Annotated in this window: 18 protein-coding genes; 10 read left to right on the forward strand and 8 right to left on the reverse strand. The window is 66.5% G+C overall.

Annotated features, from left to right (window positions below; translation table 11 throughout):
* Genes B3098_RS05245 through dnaE form a run of 5 tightly spaced genes read right to left on the reverse strand, consistent with a single transcriptional unit; the run spans position 1 to position 7,301 of the window.
* Positions 1–1,116, reverse strand: coding sequence for a glycosyltransferase (locus B3098_RS05245; RefSeq protein ID WP_279975628.1), 1,116 nt, complete (start codon positions 1,114–1,116; stop codon positions 1–3).
* Positions 1,113–1,865 carry a glycosyltransferase family 2 protein gene (locus B3098_RS05250; RefSeq protein ID WP_286892215.1) on the reverse strand — a complete coding sequence of 251 codons (753 nt, stop codon included), beginning with the start codon at positions 1,863–1,865 and terminating at the stop codon, positions 1,113–1,115. Before B3098_RS05250 ends, B3098_RS05245 begins: the two co-directional genes overlap by 4 nt.
* Positions 1,862–2,710, reverse strand: coding sequence for a polysaccharide deacetylase family protein (locus tag B3098_RS05255; protein WP_279975630.1), 849 nt, complete (start codon positions 2,708–2,710; stop codon positions 1,862–1,864). Before B3098_RS05255 ends, B3098_RS05250 begins: the two co-directional genes overlap by 4 nt.
* Positions 2,707–3,810 carry a glycosyltransferase family 4 protein gene (locus tag B3098_RS05260; RefSeq protein ID WP_175138732.1) on the reverse strand — a complete coding sequence of 368 codons (1,104 nt, stop codon included), beginning with the start codon at positions 3,808–3,810 and terminating at the stop codon, positions 2,707–2,709. Before B3098_RS05260 ends, B3098_RS05255 begins: the two co-directional genes overlap by 4 nt.
* Positions 3,810–7,301, reverse strand: coding sequence for a DNA polymerase III subunit alpha (gene dnaE / locus B3098_RS05265; RefSeq protein ID WP_286892219.1), 3,492 nt, complete (start codon positions 7,299–7,301; stop codon positions 3,810–3,812). The genes B3098_RS05260 and dnaE overlap by 1 nt, the downstream gene beginning before the upstream one ends.
* Positions 7,302–7,451: 150 nt before the next feature.
* Here dnaE and lpxO point away from each other — a divergent pair, with 150 nt between their 5' ends.
* Entirely contained in the window at positions 7,452–8,351 is a 900-nt protein-coding gene (gene lpxO, locus B3098_RS05270; RefSeq protein ID WP_286892221.1) for a lipid A hydroxylase LpxO, read from the forward strand.
* A gap of 68 nt (positions 8,352–8,419) precedes the next feature.
* On the opposite strand, the gene hrpA is transcribed toward lpxO, so the two are convergent.
* From hrpA to B3098_RS05285, 3 genes are all read right to left on the reverse strand, one after another.
* A complete protein-coding gene (gene hrpA / locus B3098_RS05275; RefSeq protein WP_286892223.1) occupies positions 8,420–12,424 on the reverse strand; it encodes an ATP-dependent RNA helicase HrpA in 4,005 nt (1,334 codons plus the stop codon).
* A gap of 84 nt (positions 12,425–12,508) precedes the next feature.
* On the reverse strand, positions 12,509–13,918 hold the full coding sequence (locus tag B3098_RS05280) for an FAD-binding oxidoreductase (RefSeq protein WP_279975634.1): 1,410 nt from the start codon (positions 13,916–13,918) through the stop codon (positions 12,509–12,511).
* A 7-nt stretch (positions 13,919–13,925) separates the two neighbouring features.
* The gene (locus tag B3098_RS05285; protein ID WP_279975635.1) at positions 13,926–14,606 is read right to left on the reverse strand and encodes an aspartate/glutamate racemase family protein; all 681 of its coding nucleotides are present in this window, start codon (positions 14,604–14,606) and stop codon (positions 13,926–13,928) included.
* Positions 14,607–14,780: 174 nt separating this feature from the next.
* Between B3098_RS05285 and B3098_RS05290 the strand changes: the two genes are divergently transcribed.
* From B3098_RS05290 to B3098_RS05330, 9 genes are all read left to right on the forward strand, one after another.
* Positions 14,781–15,722, forward strand: coding sequence for a LysR substrate-binding domain-containing protein (locus tag B3098_RS05290; protein WP_175125722.1), 942 nt, complete (start codon positions 14,781–14,783; stop codon positions 15,720–15,722).
* A 120-nt stretch (positions 15,723–15,842) separates the two neighbouring features.
* Positions 15,843–16,769 (forward strand): dihydrodipicolinate synthase family protein, encoded by a 927-nt coding sequence (locus tag B3098_RS05295; protein ID WP_279975636.1) that lies wholly within the window; start codon positions 15,843–15,845, stop codon positions 16,767–16,769.
* A gap of 13 nt (positions 16,770–16,782) precedes the next feature.
* Positions 16,783–17,562, forward strand: coding sequence for an SDR family oxidoreductase (locus B3098_RS05300; protein WP_279975637.1), 780 nt, complete (start codon positions 16,783–16,785; stop codon positions 17,560–17,562).
* A 28-nt stretch (positions 17,563–17,590) separates the two neighbouring features.
* Positions 17,591–19,069, forward strand: a complete 1,479-nt coding sequence (gene hydA / locus B3098_RS05305; RefSeq protein WP_286892226.1) for a dihydropyrimidinase — start codon at positions 17,591–17,593, stop codon at positions 19,067–19,069.
* Between the two features lie 22 nt (positions 19,070–19,091).
* On the forward strand, positions 19,092–20,039 hold the full coding sequence (locus B3098_RS05310; RefSeq protein ID WP_175125726.1) for an N-carbamoyl-D-amino-acid hydrolase: 948 nt from the start codon (positions 19,092–19,094) through the stop codon (positions 20,037–20,039).
* Positions 20,040–20,049: 10 nt separating this feature from the next.
* Positions 20,050–20,904 carry a transporter substrate-binding domain-containing protein gene (locus tag B3098_RS05315; protein WP_286892229.1) on the forward strand — a complete coding sequence of 285 codons (855 nt, stop codon included), beginning with the start codon at positions 20,050–20,052 and terminating at the stop codon, positions 20,902–20,904.
* Positions 20,905–20,977: 73 nt separating this feature from the next.
* Complete coding sequence (locus tag B3098_RS05320) at positions 20,978–21,724, forward strand: amino acid ABC transporter ATP-binding protein (protein ID WP_279975643.1); 747 nt, start codon at positions 20,978–20,980, stop codon at positions 21,722–21,724.
* Positions 21,725–21,744: 20 nt separating this feature from the next.
* Positions 21,745–22,422, forward strand: a complete 678-nt coding sequence (locus B3098_RS05325) for an amino acid ABC transporter permease (RefSeq protein WP_234015831.1) — start codon at positions 21,745–21,747, stop codon at positions 22,420–22,422.
* A gap of 112 nt (positions 22,423–22,534) precedes the next feature.
* Positions 22,535–23,209, forward strand: coding sequence for an amino acid ABC transporter permease (locus B3098_RS05330; RefSeq protein WP_062838418.1), 675 nt, complete (start codon positions 22,535–22,537; stop codon positions 23,207–23,209).
* Positions 23,210–23,410 lie beyond the last annotated feature (201 nt).

The raw sequence follows: 23,410 nt of genomic DNA on the forward strand, positions 1-23,410 counted from the left end.
TCAGTGTCCGCCAAGCGTACGCCGATACACATCCACCGTAGCCTGCGCGAAACGCTCCAGGTTGAAGTCGCGCAAACTTGTTTCACGTGCCTTGCTGCCCATCTGCCGGACGACGTCCGGATTGTCCAGCATGAAGCGCAGCTTGGCGGTCATGGCGGGCACGTCGCGCGCCGGCACGATCCAACCGTCCTCGCCGTCCGTTACGTTCTCCGGCAGGCCGCCGGCGTCGCTGACGAGCGCCGGCAGGCCCAGTCCCATGATCTCGCGGCAGGCAAACGACAGCGCCTCGCGGTAAGAAAGGACGAAACCCGCATGGCAGGACGCCAGCGCCGCGCGCACGTCATCGAGCAGCCCCGGGAACTTCACCTGATCGATCATGCCGAGTTCGCGCACCCGCGCAAGCTTGGCCTCGGTCGGCGGATCGCCCGCCACCATCAGCAAGATGCGTGCCTTGTCGGCCGGCGGCAGCGCGGCCGCGGCGGCCACCAGGTCCAGCCAGCCCTTGTCGTAGTCGGTGCCCCCGGCGCTGCCCAGCAGCAGCTTGCCTTGCCAATCCGGACCAAAGAAGAGCTCGCGCAGCTTGTCCAGGCTTTCGGGCGGCGGCGGCGCGAAGAAATTGGTATCGATGCCGTGCCGGATGGTGGTGATGGGGCGCTTGCGGTACGGCGAGTGCTCCATCATGCCGCGGATGTAGTCGCTGACGGCGATGCCGTGATCCGTCGCCAGCGCCACCCGCAGCTTGTGTCCAAAACTGGAAAGCGGGTGATCGTTGTGCTTGGTGAACACAATGCGCGGACGGCGCCGCATGCCCAGCGTGGCCAGCATGACCTGCTTGTGGTCGGCCGAGCCGTTGGCGTGGATGATGTCGAACCGGCCCTCGGCGATCAGGCGCTGCAGCCGGGCGCGATCCTTGAACCAGGACGACGGGCGGGTCGTGTAGCGCATGTCCACCACCGTCACCCCGGGGATGGCCTTGGCGTAGCGGTACAGCCGGCTGGTGCCGGGCACCGCCACGGTGATGTCGTGATCGCGGGCCAGCGCCTTGGCCAGGTTGATGATGTAGGTGACGTGCCCCCCGCCGTTGCCAGCGTGGAAGTTCGTGTAGAGGATCTTCACTTTTTGTTTTCTGCCAGGAACATCAGCTTCGAGTAGCGGAAGAAGCTGCCCGCCGCCGCGGTGACGGCCAGCACGAGTCCGTGGCGGCCATCCAGGAAACCGCGCCGGATCAGGTAGATGCGCACGAAGGTCCAGAAGCCGTGGCCCAGCGCCCCGAAGACCGAGGTCCGCTTGCCCTTGGCATACATCATGGCCGCGGCGTCGGACGAGTAACGGTTGACCTTGTTGATCAGCGCGTCCAGGTTGTCGTACGGATAGTGGTTGAAGTAGCCGCGCATCTGCAGAGGCCGGCCGTTGGCCGGCACCACGCGCTCGTGGACGGCGGCGTCGGTGAAGCGCGCCGTGCCGCGCTTGAAGAGGCGCAGCACGTAGTCGGGCCACCAGCCGCTATGGCGGATGTCGCGGCCGCAGAAATTGGACAGGCGCGCGATCTCGTAGGCGTCGGCGCGGGGCGCGCTCAGCACGTCCTGGATTTCCTGCGCCAACTCGGGGGTGACGCGCTCGTCCGCGTCGATCGACAGCACCCAGTCGCCCGTCGCCAGATCCAGCGCGCGGTTCTTTTGCGGACCGAAACCGGGCCAGTCGGCGGTGACTTCAACGCGGGCCCCAAGCGCCTGCGCCAGTTCCACGGTCCCGTCGGTGCTGCCCGAATCCACGACGATGAACTCGTCGGCGAACGACACGGACTTCAGGCAGGCGGCAATATTTGCCGCTTCGTTCTTGGTGATGATGATGACTGATAGCTTCATCCGCGATTCCTAAGACGCTTTTTCCAGGCCTTCCAGGCGTGATAGCGCGGTCCCCAGAACGGGTCGCGCGACAGCCAGATCCGGCGGTTCAGCCAGGACCCGCCCAGATTGCGCACCGCGAAGCGATAGATATGGCCGGGATCCGTGCCGGGCAGGTTCTGGCCGAAAGGGTCGGTAGTGTACAAGTGCCGGAAACCGGCCTGCCGCGCGGCGGCCACGTAGTCTGCGTCGAAATAACCCTGCGGCCAGCACAGGTGATCGCTCACGCCGCCAAGCCGGCGGATCAGGGTGTCGCGCGAATCGTGCAGATCCTGCGCGATGCGTTCGCGCTTGGCGGCCACATCCGCGCCACAGACCTTGTCCCAGCGGGTGTGCGTGTTGGTATGGGAATGGAACTCGAAGGTGCCGGCGGCCTGCATGGCTTCGATTTCGCTCCAGCGCAGCATCGCCTCGTCGGCGCGGCCCGACGCCACGAGTTCCTTGCAGGCGTGGTGATCGGGCGTTGCGGGCAGCGCGCCGCCCTGACCCGCATGCGGCCGCACGGGGCCGTCGCCGATCCAGCCGGTGATGGTGAACAGCACCGCGCGCATCCCGTGGCGGGCCAGAACGGGATGCGCGTGCACCCAATTGTTCAGGTAGCCATCGTCAAAAGTGATGAGCACAGAGCGTTCGGGCACGCTGCCGCCGGCCAGGTAGGCCGCGAACTGCGCGGTGGTGAGCGACTGGTAGCCGGCGCGCGCCAGGCGAGCGATCTGCGTTTCAAAGACGTCGGGCGTCGCGGCGATCATGCCACCCGCCGGCGTGATGTGGTGGTACATCAGCACCGGAACGTTGGGCGCGTTCATTTGCGGCGCTCCGCCAGCCAGCGCGTATAGATCGCCTCCGTGGTTTCCGCAAGGCGCGCGGGAGAAAACACGCCCTCTTCCCAGACCATCTTGCGGCCGGCCTCGCCCATGGTGCGGCGTAGGGCCGGGTCGTCGATCAGGCGCTCGAGTGCGGTGGTCAAGGCGAGCGAGTTCTTGGGCGGGACCAGAAAGCCCGTCACCCCGTCCCGGAACATCTCGGATACGCCGCCGACGTTCGTGCCGACGACCGGCAGCCCGCTCGCCTGCGCCTCGACATAGACCGTACCGGAGGCTTCCTGTTGGGTGGCCAGCGCGAAGAGGTCGAATCCCGCCAACAGATTGGGGACGTCGCGCCGCGTGCCCATCAGGTGGATCCGGTCTTGCAGGCCGCGCTGAGCAATGTATGCCTGCGTCTGCTCGAAGACTGGCGAACCGGCGCCCACGAACACCAGATGCAGCTTCGGACGCACGGCCATCAGCGGCGCCATGGCGTCGATCAGGTCCTTGTGGCCCTTGGTGGCGCGCATGACGGCCACACAGCCCACGACGATGTCGTCATCGGCCAGGCCGAGTTCGTCACGCAAGGTGGAGTGCTCGACGGGCGCGGGCAGCACGATGGGCGAATACACGGTCGCGATCTTCTCGGCCGGGACGCCGCGGCTGATCAGGTATTCGCGCACATGGTCGCTGACGGCGGTGACGCGGTGCGGCAGGATGGTGTAAGACCACATCGAGCCGACCACGTTGGACAGGTGGCGGGTGCGCACGATGAGGGGCGTACCTGCCATGCGCCCGGCCAGGGCAGCGATGACCGTGTCGCGCCGGCTGTGGGTATTGAGCACGTCAAAGCGCCCCGCCTTCAGGATCTGGCGGACGGCGGGGACGCCCTTCAAATAGGCCACCGTCCCCTTCATATCGACGGCATGCACGGTGAAACCGGCATCCCGCAAACGCTCAGTCAGTTGCGCGCGCGGCTGGCAGATCGCTTCGACATGATGCCCGCGCGCCCGCATGGCATGCATTTCCTTGAAAATTCGTCCTTCCTGTCCACCAAAGGCGGTGGCGGCTTCCGAATGCACGATACGTAGACTTGAAGACATCAGTACGTGACCTCCACGCCGTCCGGTTTGGTCCAGGCGTTCAGGTTGGCGAGCAGCGTGTCCGCCATGCGCACGCGCCATTCCTCGCCTAGCCTGACCGTGCACAGGAAATTGTTCTTGGTGTAGACGATGTCGACCGGCACACCTGGAATGCCGTTCTCGGGTTCGGCGCGGAACGGGTTGAGCATCTGGCGCAGACGGGCCGCATCGGCGCTGCCGTTGAGCTTGACGCGCAGCGACTTGGCGCGGGCTTCGCGCGCAAGCTGCAGGTCATAGAGCTGCTCGGCGACGATGCGCATGCCGCCGGAATAGTCGTCATTGCTGACCTTGCCCTGCACGATGACGAGCTGGTCTTCGCGCAGCCGGTTGCGGTGCTTTTCAAAGAGTTCGTTGAAGACCGAGATTTCCACCTGCGCCGTGCCGTCGTCCAGCACGGCAAAGACCATCTTGCCGCGGCGGGTCATCATGACGCGCACGCTGGCCAGCACGCCGCACATCCATTGCAGGTCGCGCTGCGGCTCCACGCGGGCCAGCTGCATCGGCACGATGCGGCGCACTTCGTCGCGCCATGCATCGAACAGGTGGCCGCTGTAGTAATAGCCCAGCGCGGATTTTTCTTCGGTCAGTTTCTTGTGCAGATCCCACGGCGCGACCTTGGCCAGCTCGCCCGCGACCACGTCGCCGCTGTCGTCGCCAAAGAGCGAGGCCTGGTTGGCGCTGCGCGCGGCCTGCTCGGCCGCTTCCATGGCGGTGGGCACGGAGGCCAGCATGGCGGCGCGGTTTGGCTCGATGGTGTCGAACGCGCCGGCCTTGATCAGGGCCTCGATGGTGCGGCGGTTGACGGCCTGCTTGCTGACGCGGCGGCAGAAGTCGAACAGGTTCAGGAACGGGCCGCCTTCCTTGCGCGCACGCAGGATGTCCTCGACGGCGCCCTGCCCGGTGCCCTTGACCGCGCCCAGCCCGTAACGCATGGTGCGCGGCGGCTTGCCTTTTTCGGTGTGCTTGTCGGCGACGGGTTCGAACCGGTAGCCAGAATGGTTGACGTCGGGCGGCAACACCTCGACGCCGTTGTCCTGGGCGTCGCGGCAGAAGATCTGGACCTTGTCGGTGTCGTCCATGTCCGACGACATGGTGGCGGCCAGGAACTCGGTCGGGTGGTAGGCCTTCAGCCAGGCGGTCTGGTACGAGATCAGCGCGTACGCGGCCGAGTGCGACTTGTTGAAGCCGTAGCCCGCGAACTTCTCCATCAGGTCGAAGAGCTTGACCGCCAGATCCGGATCGTGGCCCTTTTCCTTGGCGCCCTGTTCGAACAGTTCGCGGTGCTTGGCCATTTCCTCGGGCTTTTTCTTGCCCATGGCCCGGCGCAGCAGGTCGGCGCCGCCCAGCGAATAGCCCCCGATGATCTGGGAGATCAGCATCACCTGTTCCTGGTAGACGATGACCCCGTAGGTGCTCTTGAGGGTGGCTTCCAGGTCCGGGTGGAAATAATCGACCGCGGCGCGCCCGTGCTTGCGGTTCACGAAGTCGTCCACCATGCCCGATTCCAGCGGCCCCGGACGATACAGGGCCAGCATGGCGATGATGTCTTCGAACGTATTGGGCCGCAGCTTCTTGAGCAGCTCTTTCATGCCGCGCGATTCAAGCTGGAACACCGCGGTGGTGTTCGCGTCGCACAGGATCTTGTAGGCCGCCGGATCGTCCAGGGACAGCGCCATGACGTCGAAGTCGCGCTTTTCGGCGTTGAACTGGCGCACGTAGCGCACGGCCCAGTCCAGGATGGTCAGGTTGCGCAGGCCCAGGAAGTCGAACTTCACCAGGCCGGCCGCCTCGACGTCGTCCTTGTCGAACTGCGAGACCGCGCTGTTTTCCTGGCCCGGCTGGCAATACAGCGGGCAGAAGTCGGTGAGCTTGCCGGGCGCGATCAGTACCCCGCCCGCGTGCATGCCGATGTTGCGGGTCAGGCCTTCGAGCGGCTTGGCCAGGTCGACCAGCGCGCGGACTTCTTCTTCCTGCTCGTAGCGGTCCTTGAAGGCGGGCTCGTCCTTGAGCGTGCGCTCCAGCGTCCACGGATCCATCGGATTGAACGGGATCAGCTTGGACAGGCCGTCGCAGAACATGTAGGGCATGTCCAGCACACGGCCGGCGTCGCGCACCACGGCCTTGGCGCCCAGCGTGCCGAACGTGGCGATCTGGCTGACGGCGGCGCGGCCGTATTTTTCCTTGACGTAGTCGATGACCCGTTCGCGGTTGTCCTGGCAGAAGTCGATATCGAAGTCGGGCATGGAGACCCGCTCGGGATTCAGGAAGCGCTCGAACAGCAGGTCATAGCGGATGGGGTCGAGGTCCGTGATGCCCAGCGCGTAGGCCACCAGCGAACCGGCGCCCGAGCCCCGGCCCGGGCCGACCGGCACGCCGTTGTTCTTGCCCCAGTTGATGAAGTCCTGAACGATCAGGAAGTAGCCGGGAAAGCCCATCTGGATGATGGTCTTGCACTCCCAGCGCAGCCGCTCGTAGTACTGCTCGCGCTTGGACTCGCGCTCGGCGACGTCCGGGAACAGGAACTCCATGCGCTTTTCGAGGCCCTCTTCGGAGAGCTGGACCAGATAATCGTCCAGCGTCACGCCGTCGGGGGTCGGGAAATTGGGCAGGCGCGGCTTGCCCAGCACCAGGCTCAGGTTGCAACGCTTGGCGATTTCGACCGTGTTGGCCAGCGCCGACGGCACGTCGGCGAACCGGCGCGCCATTTCCTCGGAGCTGAGCAGATACTGCTCTTTCGAGAACCGGCGCACGCGGCGCGGGTTGGCCAGGATTTCACCTTCGGCGATGCAGACGCGCGCCTCGTGCGCCTGGAATTCGAATTCGTCGAGGAACTGCACGGGATGGGTGGCGACCACCGGCAGCCCGGCTTCCGAGGCCAGCCGCATGGCGGCCTGGCAGTAGCCTTCGTCGCCGTCCATGCCGGCGCGCTGCAATTCGACGTAGTAGCTGCCCGGGAACATCAGCGCCCACTGGCGCGCCAGGGCCAGCGCCGACACGGCGTTGCCGGCCTCGAGCGCCTGCCCGACGTCACCGGCGCGCCCGCCGGACAGGGCGATGAGACCAGCCTGTCCTTGGAGCCATTCGCGGCGGATTTCGGCCCGGCCCTTGCCCTGGTTCGTCAGGAACGCCTTGGACAGCAGTTCGCACAGATTCAGGTAACCCTGGTGGTTGCGCACCAGCAACAGCACGCGGAAGGGCTTCGTCGGATCTTCGTCGTTGGAAATCCAGACGTCGCAGCCTGCGATGGGCTTGACCCCCGCGCCGCGTGCACCCTTATAGAATTTGATCAGTCCGAACAGGTTGGACAGATCGGTCAGGGCGACGGCGGGCTGGCCCAGCTTGGCCACGCGCTTGATGAGGTCGGGGATACGCACCGTACCGTCCACGACCGAGAACTCGGAGTGGACGCGCAGGTGAACAAATGGGGTCGGGGTCGTTACGGCTTCGGACATGGCGGAATTGTACCCAGCGGCCGACCGCCCTAGAACAATCCTTGCATCAGAATCCGCCAGTTGCATCCCGCCCTGACGGGATCCGCCCGGGAGGCTTGTGGGACAATACCGCCCATACCGCACTACCCCGTCGCACGACGAGACATACCTATGAAATGGTTAATACCTGGGATCTGGCTGGCCGCCATCCTGTTCGCGCACTTCCGAGGCCGCGTCAAACTGCCCCTGGGACGGCAATTCCTGGACCATTCGGTGCTGCTGGCGCCGATCAACGCGTTCATGGTGCTGACGTCCCGCGTGCCCACGACGCCGTACCTGACGACCAGCGAAATCGCTGAACTGAAAGTGCTGGACGACAACTGGGAGACGATCCGCGAAGAGGCCATGCAGATGGCCGAGCTTCGCCGGATCAAGGCGGCCGACACCCACAACGACATCGGTTTCAACTCGTTCTTCAAGTATGGCTGGAAGCGGTTCTACCTGAAGTGGTACGACGCCCGCCACCCGTCGGCCGAGGAACTCTGCCCCAAGACGGTCGCCATCCTGAAGGGCCTGCCCAAGGTCAAGGCCGCCATGTTTGCCGAGCTGCCGCCGGGCGGCCAGCTCAATCCGCACCGTGACCCGTTTGCCGGGTCGCTGCGCTATCACCTGGGACTGGTCACGCCCAACGACGACGGCTGCCACATCATCGTTGATGGCGAGCACTACAGCTGGCGCGATGGCGAAAGCGTGGTGTTCGACGAGACCTACGTCCACGAGGCCTACAACAAGACGGGCGAGAACCGGATCATTCTGTTCTGCGACGTCGAGCGTCCGCTGAAGTGGCGCTGGGCCGAGGCCTTCAACCGCTGGTTCGGCCGCAAAGTCATGTCGGCGGCCAGCTCGCCCAACGACGGCGGCGACCAGACGGGGGCCATCAACAAGCTGACGCACGCGCACTGGGTGATCGACCAGAGGCGCAAGGCGTTCAAGAAGTGGAACCGCACGGCGTACAAGGCCACGAAGTACGGGCTGATCGCGTTGGTGATCGTCGGGTTCCTGGCGCTGTAAAGACGCCGCAAAAAGAACGGGCCGCAAAGCGATTTGCGGCCCGTTTTGCATGCGGCGTCAGCTAGCGCTCAGCGTTGCAACGATTCCCAGCTTTTCATCAGCCGCTTGACCGACACCGGCATCGGCGTGCGCAGCTCCTGGGCGAAGAGCGCGACGCGCAATTCCTCGAGCAGCCACCGGAATTCGTCCAGGCGGGGATCGGCCGCGCCTTTCAGCGCCGCGCGGGCACGCTGGTATTGCGTGACGAGCGGCGCCATTTCCGACACCAGCTTTGCGTCCCGCGCCGGGTCGGCGCGCAGCTTGTCGATGCGCGCGACCGCCGCCTTCAGGTAGCGCGGAAAGTGCGACAACTGCGCGTACGGCGTATCGCGGATGAACCACTTGGGCATCAGCGCACCCAGTTGCTGCTGCAGATCCGCGTATGCGGCCGCGTGGGGCTTGGCCTGCGGCAGCTTGCGTTGAAGCGCCGCATATTCCGTCAGCACCGCGCCGGCCAGCCGCGCGACCTCCTGGGCCAGCAGACCCAACCGGCCCTTGCCCTCGGCGCGGCGGGCTTCGAACTGCTGCTCGTTCACCGGCCAGGGCTCGGCAAGACACGCCTGCCCCAGCGCGCAGTCGATGATCTGGTCGCGCAGCTCTTCCTGCGTGCCCAGCGTCATGTACAGCATGCTGATCTTGGTGAGGTCGGTAAGATTCTTTTCGAGGAACTTGACCTGCTCGCGCAGGCCCAGCCGGAAGAGTTTCAAGAGGCCCGCGCGGTGGTGCTTGCGCGCCTCGTCGGGATCGTCGAACACGTCCAGGTCACAATGCGCCCCTCGGTCCACCAGGGCCGGATAGCCGATGACGGACTGGCCGCGCCGCTTGATCTCCATGATCTCGGGCAAAGGCCCGAACGACCAGGAGGTCAGGTTTTCGTGCGCCAGCGCCTGCGCGACCTGCGTGTCGCTTGCCGCCAGTTGCTGGAAGGTGGCTTGAGCCTGCTTGCCGAATTCGGCGCGCAGTTGCGCCAGATTGCGGCCGGCGGCCAGCATGCGGCCGTGCTCGTCCACAACGCGGAAGTTCATGAACAGATGCGCCGGCAGGGTTTCCAGCTTGAAGTCCCCCACCGCCGGGCGGATCTGCACCTGGTCCCACATGTCGGCGATGATGGCATCCACCAGCCCCGTCTGCGGGTCGGCCAGGCGCTCGAACCAGCGGTCGTAGAAGCCCGCGGCGTAGTCGGGCAGCGGCACGCAGTGGCGGCGCAGCTTCTGCGGCAGCGACTTGAGCAGCAGATGCACCTTTTCCTTCAGCATGCCGGGCACCAGCCACTCGCAGCGCGCGGGATCGATCTGGTTCAGCGCGAACAGCGGCACCGACAGCGTGACGCCGTCGCGCGGCGAGCCGGGTTCGAAGTGATAGTCCAGCGCCATCGACACGCCCTGCCATTCCACCTTCTTGGGAAAGACATCGGTCGTGACGCCGGCCGCCTCGTGCCGCATCAGCTCGTCGCGCGTCAGCATCAGCTTGGCGGCGGCCGCCTTGTCCAGGCCGCTCACCCACTTTTCCAGCGATGCGGTCTGCGAAATGTCGGCGGGAAGCTGCCGGTCGTAGAACGCGTAGATCAGCTCGTCATCGACCAGGATGTCCGGCCGCCGCGTCTGGTGCTCAAGCTTTTCGATGCCGGCGATGAGCTTGCGGTTGTGCGCGACGAACGGCAGGCGCGTGTCGATCTCGCCGGGCACCAGCGCCTGGCGGATGAAGAGTTCGCGCGCATGGGTGGGATTCACGCGACCGTAGTGAATGCGACGGCCGGTGTAGATGGCCAGGCCGTAAAGCGTGGCCCGCTCGTTGGCCACGACCTGCCCGGCCTTCTTTTCCCAGCGCGGGTCCGACCAGTTCTTGCGGATCAGGTGCGCGCCGACCTTTTCCAGCCACACCGGGTCGATGCGCGCCACGCAGCGCGCGTACAGGCGCGTGGTCTCGACCAGTTCGGCCGCCATGATCCAGCGGCCGGCCTTCTTCACCAGGCGCGAGCCCGGATGGATGTGGAAGCGGATTTCGCGCGCGCCCTGGTAGCTGCCGCCTTCGTCGCTCTTGAAACCGATGTTGCCCAAAAGGCCCGACAACAGCGCCATGTGCAGCTGTTCGTACGTGGCTTCGGACTGATTGACGCGCCAGCCCTGCTCGCCCACCAGCGCCGACAGCTGTGTGTGCACGTCGTGCCACTCGCGCAGGCGGATGGGCGACAGGAAGTTCTGCCGCAACAGGCCCACCAGCTTGCGCTGCGATGCCTTGTGCTGCACCTGCTCGCCATACCAGCGCCACAGTTTCAGGAAAGAAATGAACTCGGACTTGTCGTCGCCGAACTTGGCGTGCGCGGCCTCGGCGGCCTCACGCTCCTGCATGGGGCGGTCGCGCGGATCCTGCACGGACAGCGCCGAGGCGATGATCAGCATTTCGGCCAGGCACTGGTGTTCTCGCGCGGCCAGGATCATCCGGCCGATGCGCGGGTCCACGGGCAGCTTGGCCAGTTCATCGCCGGTGCGGGTCAGGACAAAAGACGCGCCCGTGCGCCCGTCGTCCGTGTCGTCGTCGGACGCTGACGCCAGTTCAATGGCGCCCAGTTCCTGCAGCAGGTGGTAGCCGTCGGCCACCGCCCGCCCCGGCGGCGCCTCGACGAAGGGGAATTGTTCGATGTCGTCGAGCTTGAGCGACTTCATCCGCAGGATGACCGACGCCAGCGACGAGCGCAGCACTTCGGGATCGGTGAAGGCCGCGCGGTTGTTGAAATCCAACTCGTCGTAGAGCCGGATGCAGACGCCCGGCCCCACCCGGCCGCAACGGCCGGCGCGCTGGTTGGCCGAGGCGCGGCTGATGGGCTCGATGCGCAGCTGCTCGACCTTGTTGCGCCACGAATAGCGCTTGATGCGGGCCAGGCCGCTGTCGACCACGAAGCGGATGCCGGGCACCGTCAGCGAGGTTTCCGCCACGTTGGTGGCCAGCACGATGCGGCGCGCGTTGCCGCGCGGGCGGAAGATCTGTTCCTGCTCGGCCTGCGACAGGCGCGCGAACAGCGGCAGGACTTCGGTGCCGGCCGGGTGCCGCTTGCGCAGCGCTTCGGCCGATTCGCGGATCTCGCGTTCGCCGGGCAGGAACACCAGCACGTCGCCCGGACCATGCCGCGCGCATTCGTCGACGGCGTCGACGATGGCGTCGATCAGGTCGCGCTCTTCGTCGCCCGACATGCGCTCGCGGTCGCGCCCGGCCTTGTTGGGCGCCGGCGCGTTGTCGTCGGCGGCCGGCTCTTCGCGCACGGGCCGGTAGCGCACTTCCACGGGATACAGCCGCCCCGAGACTTCGATGACCGGCGCGGGCTTGTCTTCCGACGCGGCAAAGTGCCTGGCGAAGCGCTCGGCGTCGATGGTGGCCGACGTGATGATGAGCTTGAGGTCCGGACGCCGCGGCAAGAGCTGCTTGAGGTAGCCCAGCAGGAAGTCGATGTTCAGGCTGCGTTCGTGCGCTTCGTCGATGATGATCGTGTCGTAGCGGCGCAGCAGCGGATCGCGCTGCGACTCGGCCAGCAGGATGCCGTCCGTCATCAGCTTGATGGACGCGTTGGGCCCGGTGCGGTCGTTGAACCGCACCTGATAGCCGACGACTTCGCCCATGGGCGTGTTCAGTTCCTCGGCGATGCGCTTGGCCACCGAGGTCGCCGCCAGGCGGCGCGGCTGCGTGTGGCCGATCATCTTCTGACGGCCACGGCCCAGTTCCAGGCAGATCTTCGGAAGCTGCGTGGTCTTGCCCGAGCCGGTTTCGCCGCTGACGATCACGACCTGATGGCCGGCGATGGCGCGCGCGATCTCCTGCCGCCGTGCGCTGACGGGCAGGTCTTCGGGGTAGGTGACGGCCGGGATGGGCCGTTCGGGACGGGGCGCGGCGGAGCGGCCTTCGGGACGGGCCCGGGGCTCTTGCCGGGCGGCTTGCCGAGGGTCCGGCTGAGCACTTTGCCGGGCGTCTTCCGGGGTCTGCTCCCGGTCAGTGGCGCGCGGCGCCGGCTTCTTCGGCGCCCGCGGGCTGGAGGATTCAGGCATGTAGGATTTATCCGATTAGCCCGCCATTATAAATTTCTGGCGGACTTCGCGCGCGCGGCCCCTGGCTGCCCGCGCGCGGGGCTCCTACAGCAGCTTGCCGGGGTTCATGAGCTGATTGGGATCTAGCGCCCGCTTGATCATCAGCATCAGGTCCATTTCAACCGGCGACTTGTAGCGGCGCAGCTCGTCGCGCCGCAATTGGCCCACGCCGTGTTCGGCGCTGATGCTGCCGCCGCGCTGCGCCACCAGGTCGTGCACGCGGCGGTTCAGCGCCGCGGTCAGCCGGGCGTACTCGGCGGGCGCCACGTCCGGCGGCAGCAGCACGTTGTAGTGCAGGTTGCCGTCGCCGATGTGGCCAAAGTTGATGATGGGCAGTCCCGGAAAATCCGACACCAGCGCCAGATCCGCTTCCTCGACGAATGCGGCCAGGCGCGAGATGGGCAGCGCGATGTCGTGCTTGACCGCCTTGCCCGCGCGCACCTGCGCCTGCGAGATGCCTTCTCGCAGCCGCCACAGCGTCTGGACCTGCGTGTCGTTCATTGCGACGACGCAGTCCTGGATGACGCCGTCCTCCAGCGCCGCGCCGAGCGCCGCTTCCAGCAAAGCGGGCAGGCCGGCGGGCTCGGTGTCCGACAGTTCCAGAAGCGCGTGATAGGCATGGCGGGCGGCCAGCGGACTGGCCGCGCCGCTGACGTGCGCCACCACCAGATCCAGGCATTGCGCCGACATCATTTCGAACGCGGTCAGCCGTTCACCGCAGACGCCCTGCATGCGGCTCAATAACGCCACGATTTGCGCGGGCGTGTCCGCCCCCACCCACGCCGCCACGCGGCCCGCCGGCGCGGGGTACAGCTTGAGCACCGCGCCGGTGATGATGCCCAGCGTGCCCTCCGACCCGATGAAGAGACTCTTGAGGTCGTAGCCGGTGTTGTCCTTGCGCAGGCCGCGCAGGCCATTCCAGACGCGGCCGTCGGGCAGCACCACCTCCAACCCCAGCGCCAGGTCGCGCGTGTTGCCGTAGCGCAGCACCGCGGTGCCGCCGGCATTGGTGGCCAGATTGCCGCCGATGGTGCAGCTGCCCTCCGCGCCCAGACTCAGCGGGAAAAACCGCCCGACCTCGCGCGCGGCGGCCTGCACGTCGGCCAGCAGCACGCCGGCGTCCGCACACAGCGTGTTGTTGACCGGATCGACCTCGCGGATGCGTTTCATGCGGTTCAGGCTCAGGATCACCTGCGCGCCGCTGCCGTCGGGCGTGGCGCCCCCGCTCATACCGGTATTGCCGCCCTGCGGCACCACCGGCGTGCGCGTCTGATGGCACAGACGCATGACGGCCGACACCTCGGTGGCGTTGCGTGGCCGCACCACCACTGGCGTGCTGCCCTGCCACTTGCCCAGCCAGTCGCGCACGTAGGGCCCCTGCCCCTCGGCGTCCAGCACCAGCCCGTTGTCGCCGACCAGATGCGACAGCCGTTCGATCAGTTCGTGGTTGCGCATGGTGGCCTCAGGCGCCGTGCCAGTTCAGCCGGATGCGGCCGATCGCCATCGCCGCGGCAGCCTGTGTCGGCTCGACGACGGGCAGGCCCAGCTCGGCCTGCAGCCAGCCGCGATACGCCGCCATGCCGGCGCAGCCCAGCACCAGCACGTCGGCCTGATGCTCGTCGCGCAACCGCGCGCCCACGTGCAAAAGGCGCTCGCGGGTACGCGCCTCGTCCGACAGTTCGACCACACCCAGATCCAGCGGCAGCTCGGCCGCCACGCGGCCCGACAGGCCGATCGCGCCGAACATGCGTCCGTGGCGCGACAGCGATTGGCGCAGGATCGCAATCACACCGACGCGCTGGCCCAGCGTCAGCGCGGTCAGCATGCCGCATTCGCTGATGCCCAGCACGGGCTTGCGCGTGGCTTCGCGCACCGCGTGCAGGCCAGGATCGCTGAAGCAGGCGATGACGTAGCCTGCGGCGGCCGCGCCGTGCTCCGCATCGAGCTTGCGCACCAGCGCGGCGAGCGGCAACGTCACGCTTTCGACGTCGAGCTGCGTCTGGACGCCCGCCGGTCCTTCGGCCAGCGTCAGGCATTGGATGCGCGGACCGCCGGCCATGCGCAGCGGCTCCAGCGCCGCGTCGAATGCGTCCGTCACGGCTTGCGTGGAATTGGGATTGATCACAAACAGGGTCTGTTCCATTCGTCCGTCCTGGTCGTCCGTCCTGGTGGTGGCGGGGCCCGGGCCACGCTGGCGCGGGCGGGGGCAAGGTACGGCGCCAGTCTATCTGCGGGCGGCCTGAGCATGTATTGTCAATTTGTGCGCTGCCCTTAACCCTTTGTTATGCTCGTCGCGTCAATTCAGAACGGGTGCGCCATGCAACTGAATCTGCGGCAAATCGAAGTTTTCCGGGCGGTGATGACCACGGGTTCGATCAGCGGGGCGGCCAAGCTGCTGTTCGTGTCGCAGCCTGCGGTCAGCCGGTTGCTGTCGCACACGGAACAGCGGCTTGGCTTCGCGCTGTTCGAGCGCATCAAGGGCCGGCTGTATCCCACGCCCGAATCCCGGCAGCTCTTTCGCGAAGTGGAAACGGTCTATGCCGGCGTGCGGCGCGTGGAAGAACTGGCTTCGGAATTGTCCGAGCGCCGCAGCGGCATCCTGCATCTGGTGTCCAGCCCCAGCATCGGCCACATGCTCGTGCCCCTGACCATCTCCCGCTTTCGCGAAACGCACCCCGACGTCAAGGTGACCTTTCAGCCGCTGACGCAGCAGCCCCTGACGCAGATGCTGCTCGACAACCGCGCCGAACTGGGCGTGGTGATCCTGCCCGTGCAGCACCCGAATCTGCTGACCCAGCCGATCGGCCAGGCACGGCTGGTCTGCATCTGCCCGTACAACCATCCGCTTGCCCATCGCTCGCTGCTATCCATCGGCGACCTGTTGCCCTACCCACTGATTTCGTACGGCGGCGACACGCCGTTCGGCATGCTGGTCGAGCAGATGTACCACGAGGCCGGACAGGCCCGCCGGCTGGCGGTGGAAGTAAGTTCGCCGCAGAACGCGTGCTCGCTGGTGCAGGCCGGTGCGGGCATCGCCATCGTTGATGAATTCTCCGTCAAGAGCCGCACGCAAGGCGACTTTGTGGTGCGCCCGATCGACCAGGCAAAAATCCTGACGGCAAGCCTGGTGCAGTCGCGCTTCGAACCGCTGTCGCAGCTTGCGCAGGCCTTTGTCGACGTGCTGCGCCACACGCTTTGCGAACAGGGTTTCGAGCTGTCCGCAAACGTCCAGGCAAACCCTGCCAAGGGTAAACCTTGACTTAACTGGCTGTTATACCAAGGCAATAAAAAAGCAAGTGGAGTTCTAAAACTTCCGCTTTAGGATGACATCGAAACGTCGCTTCCGAATTCGGTTTTCACGCATCCTGACGGAGAAAAGATGGCAGCCTCCATCGACGCCAAAGGCGTCTTCACCATTTGCCCCACGCCCTTTGACGACGCCCTGCGGGTCGATGCCGACAGCATCCGCACGATGGTCGACTTCCTGCTTGAAACCGGCGTGACCGGGCTGGCCATCCTGGGCTTTCTGGGCGAGTTGCACAAGCTGTCCAACGACGAGCGCCGGCTGGTGCTGGACACCTTCGTCAAGCACACGAACGGCCGCGTGCCGGTGTGGGTTGGCGTGCGAGCCCATGGCATCGCCGGCGCCATCGAGCAGGCCCGCGAAGCGCAGGAGCTGGGCGCATCGGCCGTGTTCGCGGCGCCCCTGGACAACGCCACCGATGCCCTGCTGTTCGACTACTACAAGGCCGTGGCCGACGCCCTGAAGATTCCGGTCGTGATCCACGACTTTCCGGATTCCTTCGGCACCGAGATCCGCCCCGAGGTGGTGGCGCGACTGGGCCGCGAAGGCGGCGTGCACATGATCAAGATGGAAGAGCCGCCGGTGGGGCAGAAGATCAGCCGCATCCGCGAACTCGTGCCCGACGCCGACATGGCCATCTTCGGCGGCTTGGGCGGCGTGTACTTCCTGGAAGAGCTGCAGCGCGGCGCGGTCGGCACGATGACCGGCTTTGCGTTCCCGGAGATCCTGGTCGCCATCTACGAACGCTACGCCAGTGGCGACCACGCCGGGGCTGCCGCGATCTTCGATCGCTACTGCCCGCTGATCCGCTACGAGTTCCAGCCCAAGATCGGGCTGGCGTTGCGCAAGTACGTCTATCAGCGCCGCGGCGCCATCAAGAGCCACGCGCTGCGCGCGCCCGGGATGCGGATCGATCCGGTGACCGCCGCCGAACTGGAGGCGACCGTCGCGCGCGTCGGGCTGTCGCTGGGCGCCACCGGCCGCCAACCCGTGCAGGGTTGAAAGGAGCAAACGCATGGACCTCGGAATCAAGGGCAAGCACGCGCTGGTGTGCGCATCGAGCAAAGGCCTGGGCTACGCTTGCGCACTATCTCTGGCGCGCGAAGGCGTGAATCTGGTGATGGCCGCGCGAACCACGACCACGCTGGACGCCGCGGCGGACGCGATCCGACGCGAGACCGGCGCGGCGGTTGTCACGGTGGCGGCCGACGTCACCACCGAGGCCGGCAGGCAGGCGCTGCTGGCGGCCTGCCCCGAACCCGACATCCTGGTCACCAACGCGGGCGGGCCGAAGCCTGGGGACTTTCGCGAGTGGTCGCGCGAAGACTGGATTGCCGCGCTGGACGCCAACATGCTGACGCCCATTGCACTGATCCGCGCCACGGTGGACGGCATGATCGCGCGCCGCTTTGGCCGCATCGTCAACATCACGTCCGCCGCCGTGAAGATGCCGATCGACATCCTGGGCCTGTCCAACGGCGCGCGGGCCGGGCTGACCGGCTTTGTGGCGGGACTGGCGCGTCAGACGGTACGACATGGCGTCACGATCAACAACCTGCTGCCCGGCCCGTTCCTGACGGATCGCCTGCGCCAGACCGCCGAACGCGGTGCGCGCGACAGCGGCAAGACGGTGGACGACGTGCTGGCCGCCCGGCTGGCGGGCATTCCTGCCGGACGCTATGGCGACCCCGCCGAATTCGGCGACGCCTGCGCCTTCCTGTGCGGCGCGCGCGCCGGCTACATGACAGGCCAGAACCTGGTGCTGGACGGCGGCATCTATCCCGGAACGCTCTGACCCATTACTTGCGCGGAAACCCTTACCCATGACCGATACCGCAGCATTTGACCTGACGATCCGCAACGGCCGCATCAGCACCGCCACCGACACTTTCCACGCCGACATCGGCGTGCGCGACGGCGTGATCGTCGCACTGGGACAGGGCCTGCCGCCGGGCGCCCGGGACATCGACGCCGCGGGGCGGTGGGTGCTGCCGGGCGGCATCGACAGCCACTGCCACGTCGAGCAGCTGTCGGGCATGGGCATCATGTGCGCCGATGACTTCTACAGCGCGACCGTCTCGGCCGCATTCGGCGGCACCACCACCATCATTCCGTTCGCCGCCCAGCACCGCGGCAACGCGTTGCCGGAAGTGGTGGCCGACTACGCCCGCCGCGCCGAAGAGAAGGCGGTCATCGACTACGGCTTTCATCTGATCCTGTCCGACCCCACGGAACAGGCGCTCAAGCACGACCTGCCCGAACTCATCAAGAACGGCATCACGTCCTTCAAGGTGTTCATGACGTACGACCGCCTGAAGTTGGACGATTACCAGTTGCTGGACGTGCTGGAGGTCGCCGACCGTGAAGGCGCGCTGGTGATGGTGCATGCCGAAAACAACGACATGATCCGCTGGGTGGCCCGCCGCCTGGCCGAACGCGGCATGACGGCGCCGAAGTACCACGCCGTGGCGCACACGCCGCTGGCCGAAAGCGAGGCAACGAATCGTGCCGTGACGCTGGCCCGCATGATGGACGTGCCCATCCTGATCGTTCACGTCGCGGGGCTGGAAGCAGTGCGCGTAGTGCATTCGTCGCAAGCGCTGGGGCTGCCGATTCACGCTGAAAGCTGTCCGCAGTACCTATTCCTGACGGCCGATGACATCGACGCGCCCGGCCTGGAAGGCGCCAAGTTCTGCTGCAGCCCGCCCCCGCGCGATGCGGCCTCGCAGGAAGCCGTCTGGCAGGGCCTGATCGACGGCACCCTGCAGATCTATTCCTCCGACCACGCGCCCTACCGCTTCGACGCCAGCGGCAAGCTGCCCAAGGGCGACGCCACCACGTTCAAGGACGTGGCCAACGGCGTGCCGGGACTGGAAGTGCGCATGCCGCTGCTCTTCTCCGAAGGCGTGCTGGGCAGACGCATTTCGATTGAACGCTTCGTCGCGCTGACCGCCGCCAATCATGCCCGCACGTATGGCCTGTACCCGCAGAAGGGAACTATCGCGGTGGGCGCGGACGCCGACATCGCGATCTGGAATCCGGAACGGGAGGTCACGATCTCCGCGTCCATGCTGCACGACAACGTCGGCTACACGCCCTACGAGGGCCGAACGGTGCGCGGATGGCCCGAGGTGGTCATCAGCCGCGGCCGCATCGCTATTGAGAACGGCCAGCTGCATGTCGAGCGCGGCAGCGGCCGCTTCATCAAGCGCGGCACGCCCGAGCCCGTATTGCGCCAGCGCCTGACCGGCAATCCGAACGCGCTGGTGCGCAAGTATTTTTCGGCCGATAGCGCCGCCTGAGTCATTGCGAAAGGATCCCGGCATGAGCAAACGTCCCTTCGGCCTGGCGGTCGCGCAGATGGGTCCGGTGCAACCGCAGGAGACGCGCCGGCAGGCGGTGGCGCGCCTGCTCGCGATGATGCGCGAGGCGCATGGACGCGGCGCGCGCCTGGTGGTGTTTCCGGAATTGGCGCTGACCACCTTCTTTCCCCGTTACTGGATGACGGAAGAAGAAGCGATGGCGCGCTACTTCGAAAAGGAAATGCCCGGCCCCGAGACCCGCGTGCTGTTCGACACCGCGCGGGAGCTGGGCATCGGCTTTTACCTGGGCTACGCCGAGATCGCCTCGGACGGCCGGCGCTTCAATACCAGCATCCTGGTCGACGCCAACGCGCGCATCGTCGGGCGCTACCGCAAGATCCATCTTCCGGGCCACAGCGACCACAAGCCCGAGGCGCCGTTTCAGCACCTGGAAAAGAAGTTCTTTGAAGTCGGCAACGACGGCTTCAACGTTTGGGAAACGCTGGGCACGCGCATCGGCATGTGCCTGTGCAACGACCGCCGCTGGACGGAGACCTGGCGCGTGCTGGCGCTGCAGGGCGCCGAGATCGTGGCGCTGGGATACAACACGCCGTCATTGAACATCCACTGGAACGAACCGGTCCATTTGCGCATGTTCCACCACCTGCTCAGCCTGCAGGCGGCCGCGTACCAGAACGCGGTCTGGGTGGCCGCCGCAGGCAAGGCCGGCAACGAGGACGGCAGCCACCTGATCGCCGGATCGGCCATCGTCGCGCCCACGGGCGAGATCGTGGCGCAGGCGCAGGGGGAGGAGGACGAGGTGATTTTCTGCCAGGCCGATCTGGCGCTGGGAGACACCTTCAAGCAGCACATCTTCAACTTCGCCGCCCACCGGCGCCCGGAACACTACGGCTTGATACTCGAGCGCGTGGGGGCCGGTCCCGCCCTGGGCAAGACGCCTCTTCCCTAAAGGACCTGTCATGACCCGCCTTCTCCGCACCCTGACTTTTGCCGGCCGTTACGGCCTCACGCTGTGCCTGGCCGGCGCCAGCCTGGCCGCGGCCGCCCAGCCGCTGACGACCGGCGTGGACGCCACGTTTGCCCCCCACGCCATGCCCAAGCTAGGCGGCGGGTTGGACGGCTTCAACATCGAACTGGGCCAAGCCATCGCCAAGCAGCTGGGCACCACCATCAAGATCGAAGGCACCGAGTACGCCGCGCTGATCCCGGGCCTGAACGCCAAGAAATACGACTTCGTGCTGGCGCCCACCACGGCCACCGAGGAACGCGCCCGCGCCCTGCTGTTTTCCGAGGGGTACCTCAACACCGACTACACCTTCGTGATCGGCAAGAACGGCAAGGACATCAAGGGCCTGGATGATCTTAAGGGCAGGAAGCTGGCGGTCAACAAGGGGTCGGCCTACGAGAACTGGGCGCGCGACAACGCAGCCAAGTACGGCTTCACCTATGACGTGTACGCCTCCAACGCCGACGCGGTGCAGGCAGTGCAGGCCGGCCGCGCGGACGCCAACCTGGCGGGCAACACCGTGGCGGCCTGGGCCGCCAAGCAGAATCCGGCCGTGCGCACCAGCTACACGATCAAGACGGGCCTGGTCTGGGCGCTGGCGTTCCGGCTGGACGACAAGGCGGGCCGCGACCGCGTGTCCATGGCGCTCAAGTGCCTGAAGCAGGACGGCACGGTCTCCAAGCTGGCGCAGAAGTGGTTCGGCTTCACGCCCGCAGCCGGTTCGGCGGCGGCCACCGTGACGCCGGGTCAGGGCGTCCCGGATCTGCCGGGCTACGACGCCCAGCCGGTCGAGCTGCGCTGCAGCTGATTTTCCGACGCACCGCCCACGACTGGGTAAGGAGCCGCCACGCGGCCCCTGCCCGCGCATTGAGGAGCTTTAGATGGAAACGCCGATCCTGAAAATCGCCGGGCTGCACAAGTCCTATGGCGACAACGCGGTCCTCAAGGGAATCGACCTGGACGTGAGCCGCGGCGAGCTGGTCTTCATGATCGGCCCTTCCGGCTCGGGCAAGAGCAGCCTCCTGCGCTGCTGCAACCGGCTGGAGGAGCCGACCGCCGGCAGCATCCACGTCGACGGCGAGGAGATCACCGCCCCGTCGGCCGAGTTGAACCGCATCCGCCAGAACATCGGCATGGTGTTCCAGCACTTCAACCTGTACCGCCACATGTCCGTGCTGTCGAACATCACGCTGGCGCTGCGCAAGGTGCAGAAACTGGCGCGCGCCGAAGCCGACCGCCGCGGCTTGGAGGCGCTGGATCGTGTGGGACTGGCCGACAAGGCGAACGCCTATCCCGACCAGTTGTCCGGCGGCCAGCAGCAGCGAGTGGGGATCGCGCGGTCGCTGGCGCTGCGGCCCAAAGTGGTGCTGTTCGACGAGCCCACCAGCGCGCTGGATCCGGAGCTGGTGGGCAGCGTGCTGAACGTGATGCGAGAACTGAAGCGCGACGGCATGACGATGATGGTGGTCAGCCACGAAATGGGCTTTGCCCGCGCGGCGGCCGACCGGGTGGTGTTCATGGACGGCGGGGTGATCGTCGAGCAAGGCCCGCCGCAGGACGTCTTTGGCGCCCCCCGACAACCCCGCACCCAGGCCTTTCTGGCCAGCATGGCGGAACATGCCGCGTAAGGCGGTTTGAAGAGCGCTCCATGGATCTGAATGCCCTGCTGTTCTCGTTTTTCAACGCTGAGGTCGCCTGGCGCTACCTGCCCGACATCCTGGCCGGCATGTGGGTCACGCTGCAACTGGGCGTGGCGGTGGCCGCGACCGGCGTGGCGCTTGGCCTGGTGCTGGCCGTGGTGCGCGCGCTGCGTATCCGGCCGGTGAACTTCCTGATCATCTGCTTTGCCGACATCCTGCGCGCGCTGCCGCCGCTGGTGGTGATCATGGTGTTGTTCTTCGCATTCCCGTACATCAACCTGTCGATGTCGGCGTTCATGGCGTGTTGGCTGTCGCTGTCGCTGGTATTGGCCGCGTTCGCCGAGGAAATCTTCTGGGCAGGCATTCTGTCCGTGCCGCGCGGCCAGGCCGAGGCGGCGCGCTCCACCGGGCTGAACTGGCTGCAGAGCATGGTGTATGTCGTGATGCCGCAGGCGATGCGGTTGACGGTCGCGCCGCTGACCAACCGGGTCATCGCCATTACGAAGAGCACCGCGCTGGGTTCAGTCGTGGGTTTGAGCGAAGTGCTCAACAACGCCCAATCGGCCAGCAGCAACGCGGGCAACGCCACGCCGCTGACCTTGGCTGCGGTGGCGTGCCTGCTGATCTTTTTGCCGGTCGTGATTCTGGGGCGCTGGACCGAAACGCGCTTCAAGTGGAAACACTGACGGGAAGCACTGACCGGACGCATCTTTACAAATACATATCGGGCGGGAAGCAAGGCCGATCACACCCGCCCGGCACAACAAGGGAGCCTGGAACGGGCCCCAGGGGAACCGCATGGACGAAATCCTGCAGAATTTCTTCAATCTGAACATCTATGTCAGCGTCGCGCCGTACCTCTTGCAGGGGCTGGGGCGCACGCTGATGCTGTCGGCCATGGTGATCCCGGTGGGACTGGCCTCGGGACTGCTAATCGGCGTGCTGTCCGTCACGCTGAAAGCCCGCTGGTCGCGGGTGCTGCTGGCCATCTACATCGACTTCTTCCGCGCGTTGCCGCCGCTGGTGCTGCTGATCTTCATTTACTTCGGGGCGCCGTTCCTGGGCCTGGATCTGCCCAAGCTGCTGGCGGTGGCCGTGGGCTTCATGCTGAACAATTCGTCCTATTACGGCGAGGTCTTCCGTGCCGGGCTGGAAAGCGTGCCGCGCGGGCAGATCGAGGCGGCGCGCTCAACCGGCCTGTCCGCCTGGCAGACGATGTGGCACGTGCAGATTCCGCAGGCCACGCGCAACGTCATGCCGGATCTCATCAGCAACACGCTCGAAGTGGTCAAGCTGACCACACTGGCCAGCGCCGTGGCGCTGCCGGAACTGCTGCGGGTGGCGCGCGACGCCCAGTCGCTGGTCTACAACCCGTCGCCCATCGTGCTGGCGGCGCTGTTCTACCTGGCGCTGCTGTGGCCGGTGGTGCGGCTGCTCAGCCGGCTGGAACACCGGCAGCTTTCCCGGCATTGACCCTTTTAGCGCGGCGGCCAGCGCGGCGGCCAGTGCGGCGGCCAGCGCGGTGGCCCGACTCGCCCCTGGAACTTCCTGTGGGGCGCCCGCAACAATGCGTGCTGCGCACCGCGCGGACCGGGCCAGCGCGCGCCCTATAATTCCGCGTAGCGCCGCCCCCTGAGGGCGGCGCTCTCCGCACGGCCTGCCGGCCTGCGCCGT

Source organism: Achromobacter sp. UBA2119, from assembly GCF_002331005.1.
GTDB lineage: Bacteria > Pseudomonadota > Gammaproteobacteria > Burkholderiales > Burkholderiaceae_B > Achromobacter > Achromobacter animicus.

Excerpts from the sequence above, each read along its gene's own strand:
- B3098_RS05280 (WP_279975634.1), bottom strand. The coding sequence starts at position 13,918 with ATGCGCAACCACGAACTGATCGAACGGCTGTCGCATCTGGTCGGCGAC.
- hydA (WP_286892226.1), top strand. The coding sequence starts at position 17,591 with ATGACCGATACCGCAGCATTTGACCTGACGATCCGCAACGGCCGCATC.
- B3098_RS05330 (WP_062838418.1), top strand. The coding sequence starts at position 22,535 with ATGGACGAAATCCTGCAGAATTTCTTCAATCTGAACATCTATGTCAGC.
- B3098_RS05300 (WP_279975637.1), top strand. The coding sequence starts at position 16,783 with ATGGACCTCGGAATCAAGGGCAAGCACGCGCTGGTGTGCGCATCGAGC.
- dnaE (WP_286892219.1), bottom strand. The coding sequence starts at position 7,301 with ATGTCCGAAGCCGTAACGACCCCGACCCCATTTGTTCACCTGCGCGTC.
- hrpA (WP_286892223.1), bottom strand. The coding sequence starts at position 12,424 with ATGCCTGAATCCTCCAGCCCGCGGGCGCCGAAGAAGCCGGCGCCGCGC.
- B3098_RS05315 (WP_286892229.1), top strand. The coding sequence starts at position 20,050 with ATGACCCGCCTTCTCCGCACCCTGACTTTTGCCGGCCGTTACGGCCTC.
- B3098_RS05250 (WP_286892215.1), bottom strand. The coding sequence starts at position 1,865 with ATGAAGCTATCAGTCATCATCATCACCAAGAACGAAGCGGCAAATATT.
- B3098_RS05295 (WP_279975636.1), top strand. The coding sequence starts at position 15,843 with ATGGCAGCCTCCATCGACGCCAAAGGCGTCTTCACCATTTGCCCCACG.
- B3098_RS05290 (WP_175125722.1), top strand. The coding sequence starts at position 14,781 with ATGCAACTGAATCTGCGGCAAATCGAAGTTTTCCGGGCGGTGATGACC.
- lpxO (WP_286892221.1), top strand. The coding sequence starts at position 7,452 with ATGAAATGGTTAATACCTGGGATCTGGCTGGCCGCCATCCTGTTCGCG.
- B3098_RS05260 (WP_175138732.1), bottom strand. The coding sequence starts at position 3,810 with ATGTCTTCAAGTCTACGTATCGTGCATTCGGAAGCCGCCACCGCCTTT.
- B3098_RS05320 (WP_279975643.1), top strand. The coding sequence starts at position 20,978 with ATGGAAACGCCGATCCTGAAAATCGCCGGGCTGCACAAGTCCTATGGC.
- B3098_RS05325 (WP_234015831.1), top strand. The coding sequence starts at position 21,745 with ATGGATCTGAATGCCCTGCTGTTCTCGTTTTTCAACGCTGAGGTCGCC.
- B3098_RS05255 (WP_279975630.1), bottom strand. The coding sequence starts at position 2,710 with ATGAACGCGCCCAACGTTCCGGTGCTGATGTACCACCACATCACGCCG.
- B3098_RS05310 (WP_175125726.1), top strand. The coding sequence starts at position 19,092 with ATGAGCAAACGTCCCTTCGGCCTGGCGGTCGCGCAGATGGGTCCGGTG.
- B3098_RS05285 (WP_279975635.1), bottom strand. The coding sequence starts at position 14,606 with ATGGAACAGACCCTGTTTGTGATCAATCCCAATTCCACGCAAGCCGTG.